12 protein-coding genes are annotated in these 12535 nt (G+C 68.0%); 5 read left to right on the top strand and 7 right to left on the bottom strand.

Translation table 11 applies throughout. The features are described from left to right. Positions 1 to 3 precede the first annotated feature (3 nt). From ACFULV_RS24210 to ACFULV_RS24195, 4 genes are all read right to left on the bottom strand, one after another. On the bottom strand, positions 4 to 1626 hold the full coding sequence (locus ACFULV_RS24210; protein WP_378636599.1) for a cytochrome bc complex cytochrome b subunit: 1623 nt from the start codon (positions 1624 to 1626) through the stop codon (positions 4 to 6). Next, positions 1623 to 2762, bottom strand: coding sequence for a ubiquinol-cytochrome c reductase iron-sulfur subunit (locus ACFULV_RS24205; protein ID WP_358071506.1), 1140 nt, complete (start codon positions 2760 to 2762; stop codon positions 1623 to 1625). The genes ACFULV_RS24210 and ACFULV_RS24205 overlap by 4 nt, the downstream gene beginning before the upstream one ends. A 73-nt stretch (positions 2763 to 2835) precedes the next feature. Then, positions 2836 to 3708 carry a c-type cytochrome gene (locus ACFULV_RS24200; RefSeq protein WP_378636596.1) on the bottom strand — a complete coding sequence of 291 codons (873 nt, stop codon included), beginning with the start codon at positions 3706 to 3708 and terminating at the stop codon, positions 2836 to 2838. A gap of 57 nt (positions 3709 to 3765) precedes the next feature. Beyond that, positions 3766 to 4377: a heme-copper oxidase subunit III gene (locus ACFULV_RS24195; protein ID WP_301905794.1), complete on the bottom strand. Its 612-nt coding sequence runs from the start codon at positions 4375 to 4377 to the stop codon at positions 3766 to 3768. A gap of 179 nt (positions 4378 to 4556) precedes the next feature. Here ACFULV_RS24195 and ACFULV_RS24190 point away from each other — a divergent pair, with 179 nt between their 5' ends. Beyond that, positions 4557 to 4973, top strand: coding sequence for a hypothetical protein (locus ACFULV_RS24190; protein WP_378660418.1), 417 nt, complete (start codon positions 4557 to 4559; stop codon positions 4971 to 4973). Between the two features lie 90 nt (positions 4974 to 5063). Then, positions 5064 to 6125 carry an anthranilate phosphoribosyltransferase gene (gene trpD, locus ACFULV_RS24185; RefSeq protein WP_378660416.1) on the top strand — a complete coding sequence of 354 codons (1062 nt, stop codon included), beginning with the start codon at positions 5064 to 5066 and terminating at the stop codon, positions 6123 to 6125. 10 nt (positions 6126 to 6135) lie between these two features. Here the strand turns inward: trpD and ACFULV_RS24180 are convergent, their stop codons facing one another. The 3 genes from ACFULV_RS24180 to ACFULV_RS24170 all read right to left on the bottom strand — a co-directional run bounded on the left by ACFULV_RS24180 (position 6136) and on the right by ACFULV_RS24170 (position 8904). Next, positions 6136 to 6411 carry an Lrp/AsnC family transcriptional regulator gene (locus ACFULV_RS24180; RefSeq protein ID WP_378636588.1) on the bottom strand — a complete coding sequence of 92 codons (276 nt, stop codon included), beginning with the start codon at positions 6409 to 6411 and terminating at the stop codon, positions 6136 to 6138. A gap of 4 nt (positions 6412 to 6415) precedes the next feature. After that, positions 6416 to 6967: a hypothetical protein gene (locus tag ACFULV_RS24175; protein ID WP_378660413.1), complete on the bottom strand. Its 552-nt coding sequence runs from the start codon at positions 6965 to 6967 to the stop codon at positions 6416 to 6418. 122 nt (positions 6968 to 7089) lie between these two features. Next, positions 7090 to 8904 carry a DEDD exonuclease domain-containing protein gene (locus tag ACFULV_RS24170; RefSeq protein WP_378660410.1) on the bottom strand — a complete coding sequence of 605 codons (1815 nt, stop codon included), beginning with the start codon at positions 8902 to 8904 and terminating at the stop codon, positions 7090 to 7092. 720 nt (positions 8905 to 9624) lie between these two features. Here ACFULV_RS24170 and ACFULV_RS24165 point away from each other — a divergent pair. From ACFULV_RS24165 to ACFULV_RS24155, 3 genes are all read left to right on the top strand, one after another. Further along, on the top strand, positions 9625 to 10194 hold the full coding sequence (locus tag ACFULV_RS24165) for a C40 family peptidase (RefSeq protein WP_378636581.1): 570 nt from the start codon (positions 9625 to 9627) through the stop codon (positions 10192 to 10194). Positions 10195 to 10418: 224 nt separating this feature from the next. Beyond that, entirely contained in the window at positions 10419 to 11483 is a 1065-nt protein-coding gene (locus ACFULV_RS24160) for an NlpC/P60 family protein (protein ID WP_378660407.1), read from the top strand. 9 nt (positions 11484 to 11492) lie between these two features. Continuing rightward, positions 11493 to 12500, top strand: coding sequence for a peptidase MA family metallohydrolase (locus ACFULV_RS24155; protein WP_378660405.1), 1008 nt, complete (start codon positions 11493 to 11495; stop codon positions 12498 to 12500). The last annotated feature ends 35 nt before the right edge of the window (positions 12501 to 12535 follow it).

The following is a 12535-nucleotide window of genomic DNA, read 5'->3' as shown; positions in this document are numbered from 1 at the left end:
CGATCAGTGACCGAACGGCTCGCTGTTGTTCGCGATCGCCTGCTGCTCGGCGAGAACGGTGAGCATCCGGTGCTCCTCGTTCTCCTCGATCTCGGCCCAGGACTCGCCCTCGGCCTTGGGATCGGCCTTGAGGAAGCTACCGGTGCCGGGCTTGCCCGCCGAACCCAGCTTGTTCATCTTCTTGGGCACCGGGGCGCCCTGGTATTCCAGCGGGATGGCGTGGCCGTGTGCGTCGACCCCGCCCAGCGGCTGGTGCACCTCGATGTACTCACCGTGCGGCAGACGCTTGATCACACCGGTCTCGATGCCGTGCTCGAGCACCGCCCGGTCACTGCGCTGCAGACCGATGCAGAACCGGTAGGTGATGAAGTACGCGATCGGCGGCAGCAACAGCACGCCGATACGACCGATCCAGGTGGTCGCGTTCAGCGAGATGTCGAACTTCAGCGCGATGATGTCGTTGACACACGACAGCGTGAGCACCACGTAGAACGCGATGGACATCGCGCCGATCGCGGTACGCACCGGCACGTCGCGCGGACGCTGGAGCAGGTTGTGATGCGCCGAGTGGTCGTTGGTGAGGCGCTTCTCGATCCACGGGTAAGCGATCAGCAGCGTGAACACCAGACCCATGATGAGCGCGACCCAGAACACCGCCGGGATCGTGTACCGACCCAGGTAGAGCTCCCACGGGGGCATCAGACGCGCCATACCGTCGGTCCACATCATGTAGAAGTCGGGCTGCGAACCCGCCGACACCTGGGACGGGTTGTACGGACCGAGGTTCCAGATCGGGTTGATCTGCAGGACGCCACCCATGATGCCGACGATGCCGAGGGTGAACGCGAAGAACGCGCCCTGGTCGGCGGCGAACACCGGGATGATGCGCGCGCCGACGACGTTGTGCTCGGTGCGGGCCGGTCCGGGGAACTGGGTGTGCTTCTGGTACCAGACCAGCGCGACGTGCGCGCCGATCAGCGCCAGGATGATGCCGGGCAGCAGCAGCACGTGCGCGATGTAGAGGCGCGGGATGATGATGTCGCCGGGGAAGTCGCCGCCGAACATCAGCCAGTGCAGCCAGGTACCGACGACCGGGACACCGATGGTGATACCCGAGAACGCGGCGCGCAGACCCGTACCGGAGAGCAGATCGTCGGGCAGCGAGTAGCCGAAGAAGCCTTCGAACATCGCCAGGATCAGCAGCAGCGAGCCGATCACCCAGTTCGCCTCACGCGGCTTGCGGAACGCGCCGGTGAAGAAGATGCGGAACAGGTGGATGATGATCGACGCCGCGAACAGCAGGGCCGCCCAGTGGTGGATCTGCCGGACGAACAGACCGCCGCGCACCTCGAAGGAGATGTTCAGCGCGGTCTCGTAGGCCCGCGACATGCCGACGCCGCGCAGCGGCTGGTAGGCGCCGTCGTAGACCACGTGGGTCATCGACGGGTCGAAGAACAGCGTCAGGTACACACCCGACAGCAGCAGGATGATGAACGCGTAGAGCGCGATCTCACCCAGCAGGAACGACCAGTGGGTCGGGAAGACCTTGTTGATCGAACGCTTCATGAACGCGGCGGCGCGATACCGCTCGTCCATCTCATTTGCCTGATTGGCCACAACGCTCATGAACGACGCTCCCAGAAGGCCGGGCCGAGCGGCTCGATGAAGTCGCCCGCGGCGACCAGAAAGCCCTCGGAGTTGACGGTGATCGGCAGCTGAGGCAGTGCGCGGGCGGCAGGACCGAAGACCGGCTTTGCCCACTCGGTCGCGAGGAACTGCGACTGGTGGCAGGGGCACAGGATCCGGTTGGTCTGCTGCTCGAACAGCGAGGTGGGGCAGCCGAGATGGGTGCAGATCTTCGAGTAGGCGAAGTAGTCGCCGAAGTTGAAGCTCTCCTGGCCCTTGCGCTTGATCGCCTTCTCGGCGTCTTCGGTGCGCAACCGGATCATCATGACCGCGTTGCGGATACCGCGCAGCGACTCGAGCGTGGCGTGCTCATCGCCGCGCCACTTCTCTTTCCACGGGAACACGGTTTCCATCGAGCCGGCGTCCAGGTCTTCGGGACGCACCAGCACGATGTCGCCGGGGCGACCGGTGTCGCGGCGGATGTAGACGGTCTCGCCCGGGTAGTCCGGGGTCCAGCCCGAGACCCACAGCGGCGACTTGTCGCCCTTGGCCCACGGGTTCTTCACCATGCCGCCGACGAACACCAGCAGTGCGCCGATACCGAGCACACCGACACCGGCGCCCGCGGTACCGAGCATCATCTTGCGACGACCGAGGGTGGAGGTGTCGAGCGCGTCCTGCAGCTCGGCCGCCAGGGTGCGCCGCTCGACCTCGTCGGAGGGGCCGTCGTGGCGCTGCTGGATCGAGATCTCGGCGGGGATGAACCGCTTGCGGATCAGCACCACCGCGACACCGATGACCAGCACCGAGATGCCGAAGGTCAGGCCGACGAGCGGGGTGAACAGCGAGTAGGCGCTGTGGCCCTCGTCGCCGTAGCCCTTCCACTCCCACGGCCAGAACAGGAAGACACCGATGAGCGCGGCGGCGGCGAGGCCGGAGACGGCGAACCAGAACGTGACCGCACGTTCGGCGCGCTTCTCGGCCTTGGTGCCCGGCACCGGCCACCGCTCGTTGCGGTAGACGACATCGACGTCGTCGCGATTGGTGCCGAGCTCGACCAGCTCGTCACGCGACATCGCGTCCAGTTCGTCTTCGGTGGGTTCGCGACCCATGTCGCTGTGCTCCTGTCCACTCATGGCTGCATCCAATTCGTCATGCTCGGGCGCGCTGCGTGGTTACGCTGCGCTGCCGCCTCCGCGCGCTGACCGATCATGACCGCGATCCGATCCACATCGCGGCGCCGACCACGGCGGTGATGCCGATGACCCAGATCGCCAAACCTTCGGTCGCCGGACCGAACCCGCCGAGATCCCAGCCGCCGGGTGACTTCTCCTCGGCGGAGTTCTTGACGTAGGCGACGATGTCGCGCTTCTCCTCCGACGTCAGCTGCCGGTCGGAGAACTTGGGCATGTTCTGCGGGCCGGTGACCATCGCCTGGTAGATCTGCTGCTCACTGGCCTCGGCCAGCGGCGGCGCGAACTTGCCGCCGGAGAGCGCGCCACCGCGACCGGTGAAGTTGTGGCAGGAGGCGCAGTTCATGCGGAACAGCTCCGAGCCACGGGCGATATCGTCGCCGCGCAGCGACTCCTGGGCGATCTCACCGTTGGCGTCGCGGATCACCGAGGGGCCACCGCCGTTGGCGGCGACGTACGCGCCGAGCGCGTCGGTCTGGTGCGCGTCGAACTTCTCCGGCTTGCGCAGCGCCTGGGCGCCGTTGGCGGCCATCGGCATGCGACCGGAGGAGACCTGGAAGTAGACCGCGGCCTCGCCGACGCCGATCAGGCTCGGACCACGGTCGGCGACACCCTGCAGGTTCGCGCCGTGGCACGTCACGCAGGAGGTGTCGTAGAGCTGCTTGCCCTCGCGGATGAGCGCGGACTGGTCCTCGTGCGCGGTCGCGACCTGCGCCTGCGGGGTGAGCGCGGTAGCCAGGAAGCCGGCTCCGACCAAGCCGATCATCAGCGCGAGAGCACCCGCGATACGACGACGGGCGCGGCGCTGCTTACGCGCCTTGGCGGCCTGTGCGTCCTGCCCGGCGCCGTGGCCGGCGGGCTCTGGGGCCGACGGGGGAGATGAACTCATCTGTGTCCCTTTGGAGTAGACGGAACCGACTTGTGCAAATGCTGTGTGCGCCGCGCGCTATCGGACGAAGTAGATCGTGGCGAACAGCCCGATCCAGACGATGTCGACGAAGTGCCAGTAGTAGGACACCACGATCGCGGCGGTGGCCTGGGCGGGGGTGAACTTGCTCAATGTGGTGCGGACGAGCAGGAACACGAACGCGATCAGACCGCCGATCACGTGCAGACCGTGGAAGCCGGTGGTGATGTAGAAAACCGAGCCGTACGAGCTGCCGGCGATCGAAGTTCCCTCCTCCACCAGGTGGTAGTACTCGTAGCCCTGCCCGGCGACGAAGAACGCGCCCATCAGCAGGGTGATGGTGTACCAGCGACGAAGGCCGAACACGTCGCCCTTCTCCGCGGCGAACACACCCATCTGGCAGGTGAACGAGGAGGCGATCAGCACGGCCGTCACCGGAATCGCGAGCTTCATGTTCAGCTCGGTCGGCTCCGGGGGCCAGTTCCCGTGCGCCTGCGCGCGAGCAACGAAATACATGGCGAACAGTCCGGCGAAGAACATCAGCTCGCTCGACAGCCAGATGATGGTTCCGACGCTGACCATGTTGGGCCGGTTCAGCGAATGCACACGCTGAGTAATGGCCGATCCTGGGGTGCCTACTGCGGTCGTCACGGGGTAAGTATGACTCTTCGTAGTACGACACATGTACCCGGGTACGAAAGTTTGTGGCGCCAGTCGGAAAACCCACGCACAGAGGGGGTCCACGACATCCGTCGGCGTGTTGGCGACGACCGCGCGACAACCCATTGTGACAGCGTTGGATGTGGATAGGCTGAGACGAGGAGGCGGCGATGGTCGTGGTGCGGATGTGGCGGCGGCTGTTCGGTGGGTCGGCGCGGGAGTTGGACCCGGGGCGCGACGATCTCGTGGTGGTCGCGTCGAGTTTCGACGATGTCGAGGCGTGTTCGACCGCGCTGGATCGGGCGAGCGAGCTGGATCGGGAGGCCGATGCGGTGTTGCGCCACCATCTGCGGCTGCCCGCCGGGCAGATCGAGGCCGCGTGCGAGATCGCCGGGTACGACGGATACGAACGCGCCGAGGCCGCCGCTCCGGCCGAGGACCTGGTCCCGATCATCCTGCAGCGGGTGCAACGGCTCGATCCGCTGACCTGCTCGCAGGAACGCTCGCGGATGGCCGGGCTCGCCCAGCGCCACGACGGGGTCGCCGACGGCTGGGACGCGCTGCAACCCCCGCGCACCGCCCCGTAAACTTGCCCGACGGCGCAAAAGACCTTGCGCCACCTCCGCGCGCCCGATCTACAGTGGCGCAACGGTGTCGTCGAAGGAGAAGCAGAGCAGATGAGCGTGCGCAGCTGGGCCCAGGTGCTCGGAACCCTCGCCGACGGTGGCGACCTGGCCGCGGACGACACCACCTGGGTGATCGACGAGATCTTCACCGATAACGCCACCGCGGCCCAGATCGCGGCGTTCGGCGTCGCCATGAAGATCAAGGGCCCCACGCCGACCGAACTGGCGGGCATGGTGGCCGGGATGCTCGGGCACGCGCGGCTGGTCCACGTCGACGGCGACGCGGTCGATGTCGTCGGCACCGGCGGCGATCGTTCGGGGTCGGTGAACATCTCGACCATGTCCGCGGTGGTCGTGGCCGCGGCCGGGGTCCCCGTGGTCAAGCACGGGAACAGGGCGGCCTCGTCGAAGTCCGGCGGCGCCGATGTGCTCGAAGCGCTCGGTGTGAAGCTCGCGCTCGGACCCGAGTCGGTGGCGCGATCGGTGCGCGAGGCGGGGATCGGGTTCTGTTTCGCGCCGCTGTTCCACTCGGGGCTGCGTTTCGCCGGGGCCGCGCGCAAGGAGATCGGCATCCCGACCGTGTTCAACGTGTTGGGCCCGCTGACCAATCCGGCCCAGCCGCGCGCTGGGCTGATCGGGTGCGCGTTCGCCGATCTCGCACCCGTGATCGCGGGGGTGTTCGAGGCGCGTGGGTCGAGTGCGCTGGTCGTGCGTGGGCGTGACGGGCTCGACGAGATCACCACCTCGGATCTGACCGATGTGTGGGTGGTCAGTGGGGGGCGGATCCGACAAACGCTGATCGATCCGACGCGGCTCGGCATCGCGAGGGTGGATCTGGACGACCTGCGTGGCGGGGATGCCGAGGTCAACGCCCAGGTCGCGCGCGATGTGTTCGCGGGGACGGCCGGACCGGTTCGTGACGCGGTGCTGTTGAACTCGGCCGCGGCGATCGTGGCCTACGACCTCTCGCGCGGGGTCGGCGATGTCGATCTCGACCTGGACGCGGCGCTGACCGACGGGCTCGAGCGCGCCGCCGCCGCGGTGGACAGCGGGGCGGCGGCGAAGCTGCTGCAGAGCTGGGCCGAACTCACCAGGACGCTCGACGAGAGCTGAGCCCGAAGGCTCACTCCCCCAGCGAGAATCCGGCTTCCACGTCGGCGCTGGAATAGGACTTGAAGGCGATGTGGGTGGTGGTGCGGACCACGCCCTCCACCTTGTCGATGCCCGCGGTGACCACTTCGGCGATGCGCGCGTGGTCGCGCACGCGCACGATCGCGATCAGGTCCACGTCACCGGCGCAGGAGTACACCTCGGCGACTCCTTCGGTGTCGGCGAGGGCCTGCGCGGTCTCGGGGATGCGAGAGTTCTGCGCCTGGATCATCACGATCGCGGTAATCATGGGATCACTCTAGAACTTCGGGCCGCTCGGTGGCCGCTTTGAACCGACGCATCAGGTCATAGCTCTTCACCCCGGGTGCCGTTTCCACCGAACTGGACACGTCCACGCCATAGGGACGGTGCCGGGCGATGACATCGGCGACGTTGTCGGGGTCGAGGCCGCCCGCCAGCACCACCCGGCCCGGTTGCGCACGAACCCAGTCGGGGAATTCTTCGAACACACCGGTCCCCGCACTGGCGTCATAGAAGAAGTATTCGCTGGCCTGACCCGGTTCCGGCGGGTTCGAGGAGCAGAAGGCCAGGTTCGGCAGGTCGGTCCACCGGTAGAGCTGCACGACGTCGAACGCGTCCGCCACCTCGGCGACCTCGCTCGCCTCCAGGGCGACGGCGAAGGTGGTGATGCGCCCACGCGCGTAGCCGGCGAGCGCGCGTGCCTGTTCGGGGGTGCGGTACCGCTTGCTCTTCGTCGTCACCATGACGCCGATCGCGGAGTACCCGAGCTCGATCGCCCAGTCGATCTGTTCCTCGGTGGTCAGACCGCACACCTTCACGAACATCCGCCGCTGCTCCTTGTCCTCGGGCCCCGCCACGGTGCACGGAGTCGTCGTCCATGATCCAGGACGGACTTCCCGGCCGTTCGGCCAGACCGTTGGGCCCGCACGGAGGCTGGTGTTCGGTGTCAACGTTCGGCCAGATACTCCTCCTGTTCGCTCCTGGTGGTCGCCGCCGCGCGCGCGAGCTGCGCCCATCCCACCCAGCGCGCCGCACCGTGCAGCGGTTCGTGGTACCCGTCGCTGGTCCGCACGATCCGCGCGCCGGGTTTGGCAAGCCAGCGAGCGATGACGCCGACTTCCTCCGGTGGGGCTCCACGCAGGGGTGGGACGCGGTCGTCGAGGTCGACGACCACGCCCTCGAGTGGACGCTGGGTCCCGCTACCCGGCGACGCGGTGCCCAGGTCGGGGATCACGGTTTCGGCGGCGGCGACGATCTGATCGACAACGGCCATCGGCGGGGTGCCGCGGGCCGCGGCGCCTGCCGCGGCGAGGCGGCCGTGGCGGATGACGGAGAATTCCCAGCCGCCCGCACCGTCGGGCAGGGCGATGATCAGTTCCGCGAGGCGAGCGAGGGCGGCGAGACGCTGGGTGCGGTGCAGTTTCGTGACAACGGCGGCGGTGCGGTCGCGCAAACGGGCAGCTGCCTCGAAATGCTCTGCGGTGGAATGAGTTTCGATGCGATCGATCATCGCGCGGAGCACAGCGTCGGAGCGCCCGGTGAACAGGTCGCAGACCGCGTCGACGGCCGGCGCGTAGCTCATCGCGTCGAGGTCGCCGTCGTGACGTGCGGCGGGACAGCCACCGACCACCGTGGGCGGGCAGGTGTGTTTCGCCGTGCGGGTGAGCCGGGTGGCGCAGGTTCGGATTCCGGCGAATTCGGCGATCGTCAACGCCACGTCGACGGCGTCGGTCCGGGAATGGAACGGCCCCATCGCGGTTCGGGTCGGGGTGCGCACCGCGGTCAATCGGGGGAACGCCTCCTCGCTCAGGGTGAGCCACCACCCACGCTTGGGGAACTTCGAGCGGCGGTTGTACGGCGGCGCGTGCGCGGCGAGCAACCGCAGCTCGCGCACCCCGGCTTCGAGGCCGTGCGCGCACACCACGTGGTCGACCCGAATCGCCAGTGCCACCATCTCTTTCATCCGGCCGCGGGTCTCCGAGCCGGTGAAGTAGTTGCGGACGCGACGGCGCAGATTCACCGCAGTCCCTATATAGAGGACTTCGTCCGACGGTCCGCGGAAGAGATAGACGCCGGGCGCGACAGGCAGATCGGTCGCGAAAGTGCGCTTGGCCCGCTGGGTTCCGGTGACGCCGGGCAGATAGTCGAGCAGCTCGGTCAGGCTGTGCACGCCCTGATTGCCGACCCGGCCGATCAACGCGTGCAGCACATCGACGGTGGCGCGGGCGTCGTCGAGCGCGCGGTGCGTCGGCGTCGTCGACGCACCGAGGATCTGTGCCAGCACCCCGAGCCGCGCCGATGGGGCCTCGTCACGCGTGAGCACCCGACGTGCCAGCTTCACCGTGCACAACACCTGCGGATTGGGCCACGCGATGTCCTGGCGGGCCGCGGCCGCTTTGAGGAACGCGGTGTCGAAGCGCGCGTTGTGCGCCACCAGCACTGCGCCGGCGGCGAACTCGAAGAACCCCGGCAACACCCCCTCGATCCGCGGCGCCTCGTAGACCATCGCCGTGGTGATCCCGGTGATCTGCACGATGGCGGGCGGAATCGCGTACCCCGGATTCACCAGGGTCGCGAACTCCCCCAGCACCTCGCCGCCGCGCACCTTCACCGCCCCGATCTCGGTGATCGCGTCCCGATCAGCGCTGGTCCCGGTCGTTTCGAGGTCGACGACGACGAAAGTGGTGGCATACAGCGGGGTATCGAGCTCGTCGAAGGCCAACTGCCGGGCGGCAGCCGGGAGCGGAACGGGATCGGGCACGGCGAGCAGCGTAGGACGGGGGTCCGACAAGCTCGCCCGAACTCGGTCACCACTCAGCCGATCAGCCGCCTGACGTGGCCGTACCGTAACCGCCTCAGCGATTTCCCGCCAAGCGGCGAGGGGCGGATACCACCCGGCGACCCGGCCCGCGGCCCGGTACGACCCGGGGCCGTGATCTTCGGAGCCGACAATTCGGCGCGAGACTTTCGTTCTGATGCGAACAAAATGCCCAAGATCAAACTGAATTGTGACCGGGCTCACATTCTTATCGAATTCACATGAGTTCATCAGATTTCAATGGGTAATCGGCCTTACCGCTCTGCGCGCGCCGCAGCTTACGGCGCGCCGCCCGTGAGGCGGACCGTCCGACACGCAGGCAAACCACGCTCCGAGCCTGCACGACCTGCGGATTTACCGATTCTGGGCACCACAATCGCCGCGCGAACCCTATTGGCGACGCGCCGGTAGCACCCGGAAATCTCGAACGCCGCGACCTGGCGTTATCGTTTCGTGATCGGGTGTGACTCAGCTCGCACACATTCTTCGGTGATATCAGCCGAAACCCCCTTTGGACCGATGTCCGACTTTACAAACCCCCGTGATGTCTTCGTAACCTTTTTGAGACCTCACGGAGTCCCGCCGATCGGAAACGGTCAGCGAGACGAAGCCCGCCGCGTCAAACGGACACGGCGTCGTGGGGCAGATTGGAAGTTCCGCATCATGGCGAACAACACCGTCAAGCGTCAGGCGCAGCGTGCCGTTGCCGTCGGAGCCGTCGGCGCTGCCACCATCGGCGCGTTCCTCCTGCCGGCCGCCCCGGCATCGGCCACCCCGGTGACCGTGCCCGGCATCGGCACTTTCGAGGTTCCGAACGAGATTCCGCTGCCCCAGGGCGTCCCCGGGATCGAGATCCCGGCCGCGCCGCAGGTTTTCACCGCACCGCGCGCCACCGCCGCCGACATCGCCCTCGATGCCGCGCTGAGCAAGATCGGCTCGCCCTACGTCTACGGCGCCGCCGGCCCGAACGCCTTCGACTGCTCGGGCCTGGTCCAGTGGGCCTACGCCCAGGCCGGCATGGACATTCCGCGCACCAGCGACGCCCAGCTGGGCGCCGGCACCCCGGTCTCCATCGATGCCCTGCAGCCCGGCGACATGGTGTCGTTCTACGGCGGCGGCCACTCCGGCCTGTACGCCGGTGACGGCAACGTCGTGCACGCCTCCACCGCCGGCACCCCCGTTCAGATCGCGTCGCTGTCGTCGATGCCGTTCGCGGGCGCTCGACGCTTCTGATCGAATGCCGCGTGATGCGCGATTCGCGGGGAAGTGCGCACCGTCACGGCACTGATCGTCCGGGTACGTGCGCCGTCCACTGGGTTGGACGGCGCACGTACCTTTACTGGACACGACTGCATACAGTTCCGTAACCTGATCGAGACCTTCTCGGCTGACGAGGAGATCGCGCTCAGGTAGTGCGCTGTATCGGCGGACAACGAGAGAACGGGGCACGGGCCACTGTGACTGCACACCACCGGAATTCGCACGCCACGCGTGGTTTCGCCGGAGCCCTTTCCGCCGCGATCCTGGTGTGCGCGATCTACACCGCCGGTCCCTCCGGTGCCGACCCTGTGGCCCTGCCGACCACCGCGACCGACGCGATCTCCCGCATGGTCGACCTCTCTCGTCAGTCCGAACAGCTCAATCAGCTCGCTCTCACCGCGCAAGGCGATCTCGACGCCAAGCTCGCGCTGCAACGCGAAGCCGACGACAGGGTCGCTGCCACCTCCGCGGTCGTCGAGGCCGCCCGCGCCGAAGTGCGCAAGTTCCAGCCGATGATCGACCGCACCGCCGTGGCCGCCTATACCGGCGTGCGCACCAACAGCATGTTCGCCGTGCTGTCGAGCGGTTCCCCGCAGCAGTTGCTGGACAAGATGTCGACGCTGGACGTGCTCGCCCAGCAGACCACCGATACGGTCCGCCAGTTCAAGCAGGCCGCCGACGCCGCCACCGCGGCCGACGCCGTCGCCCGCACGGCCGCCGAGGCGGCGCACGCCGCGACCACCGCCGCCGACGCGGTGCGGGCGGACGTCGAACGCAAACGCCAGGAACTCGCCGCCTCGACCACCTCGGTGGTCGAGGCGTGGAGTCAGCTCTCGGCTCGCGACAAGTCGACGCTGGCCGGTTCACCGTTCCCCCCTGGCTTCGACCGTGATTCGCTGCTCGCGGGCCTGGTCCCCGGCAGCGGCACCAGCGCGCTGGCCGCCGCCCTCACCCGTGTCGGCGATCCGTATGTCTGGGGCGCCACCGGGCCCGATCAGTTCGACTGCTCCGGTCTCGTGCAGTGGGCGTTCAAACAGGTCGGCAAGAACGTGCCGCGCACCAGTTCCCAGCAGGCGGGCTACGGCACGCCGGTGTCCAAGGACGAACTGCTGCCCGGCGACGTGATCCTGTTCTATCCCGACATCACCCACGTCGGCATCTACGCGGGCAACGGAATGATGGTGCACGCCTCCACGTTCGGCGTGCCGGTCGCTGTCGCGCCGATCAACACCACCCCGTACCACTCGGCCCGGCGATACTGAGCAAGACCGGTGACCGATCCGTCCCCCCGCTCGGGCCTGCGTTCGTGGTTCTCGTCGAACGGCCGCCTGGAATTCTGCATCACGCTCGCCTCGGTCACGCTGCTGACCGGGGCGTGCGTGGCACTGATCCTGGTGCCGCGCAACGCGGGTCCGTTGCAGCTGGCCACCGACGAGGCCGAAGTCCTCGACACCTCCGAGGGCATCGACAATCCGCGCTTGAGTCCGGTGCGCCGCGAGCTGCAACCGTACGGCCCGATCCTGGTGCGTGAAGTCGCCGACGGTGCCGCGGCCGAGGCGCTGCTGGTGGCCCACCCCAGCCATCGCGCCGACCTCGATGTCCTCGAACAACAACTGGGCCGAGCCATTTCGGATGTGAGCGCGGTGTGGGGCACCGAGTGGAATCGCGCGCCCGTGGTGGTCGTGGCGAGCACTCCGGCCGAATTCACCGCGCTGACCAGGTCCGCGGGCGCCACCGGCACCGACGTGGCCGCCGTGTCGCTCACCGGGTCCTACACCCCCGGCACCCAGCCCACCGACCAGCGCATCGTGTTCAACCCCGACGCCCGCAGGCGAGTCGGGAACGAGGGTATGGCCACGTTGCTGCGCCACGAACTCACCCACCTCGCCACCCGGGCCGACACCACCGACGGCGCACCGTTGTGGATGCTGGAGGGCTTCGCGGAGTACGTCGCTCAGCGCGATCAGCAGACCACCTTCTCCCAGATCGCGCCCACGCTGACCACCCGGTTGCGCGGCGGCGCCCTGCCGACCGAACTCGTCGCCGATACCGATTTCACCGGTGTCGACGCGGCCTACGCCTACGAAAGCGCGTGGAGCACCTGTGCCTTCCTCGCCGACCGCTACGGCACCACCGCCCTCACCACCTTGTACAAGCGCCTGGCCACCGGCCCCCAGTCCCCCGCGGCCCAGGATGCGGCGTTCACCGCCGTGCTCGGTGCCTCGCGTGCCGAGTTGCTGGACGGGTGGCGGGCCTGGTTACGCGGCCGCGCCGCATGACGGTCGCAGGCGCGGGTACGCCTGACCACGTCCGC

Origin of the sequence: Nocardia sp. NPDC057272, assembly GCF_042668615.1 — a bacterium.
Classification (GTDB): Bacteria; Actinomycetota; Actinomycetes; order Mycobacteriales; family Mycobacteriaceae; genus Nocardia.
The sequence above is the reverse complement of the archived record's forward strand: the minus strand, read 5'-3'. Positions and strand labels throughout refer to the sequence as shown.

Bases quoted from the DNA above. Each gene is read 5' to 3' on its own strand.
- ACFULV_RS24190 (WP_378660418.1), top strand. From the start codon at position 4,557: ATGGTCGTGGTGCGGATGTGGCGGCGGCTGTTCGGTGGGTCGGCGCGG.
- ACFULV_RS24205 (WP_358071506.1), bottom strand. From the start codon at position 2,762: ATGAGTGGACAGGAGCACAGCGACATGGGTCGCGAACCCACCGAAGAC.
- ACFULV_RS24210 (WP_378636599.1), bottom strand. From the start codon at position 1,626: ATGAGCGTTGTGGCCAATCAGGCAAATGAGATGGACGAGCGGTATCGC.
- ACFULV_RS24175 (WP_378660413.1), bottom strand. From the start codon at position 6,967: ATGTTCGTGAAGGTGTGCGGTCTGACCACCGAGGAACAGATCGACTGG.
- ACFULV_RS24200 (WP_378636596.1), bottom strand. From the start codon at position 3,708: ATGAGTTCATCTCCCCCGTCGGCCCCAGAGCCCGCCGGCCACGGCGCC.
- ACFULV_RS24165 (WP_378636581.1), top strand. From the start codon at position 9,625: ATGGCGAACAACACCGTCAAGCGTCAGGCGCAGCGTGCCGTTGCCGTC.
- ACFULV_RS24180 (WP_378636588.1), bottom strand. From the start codon at position 6,411: ATGATTACCGCGATCGTGATGATCCAGGCGCAGAACTCTCGCATCCCC.
- trpD (WP_378660416.1), top strand. From the start codon at position 5,064: ATGAGCGTGCGCAGCTGGGCCCAGGTGCTCGGAACCCTCGCCGACGGT.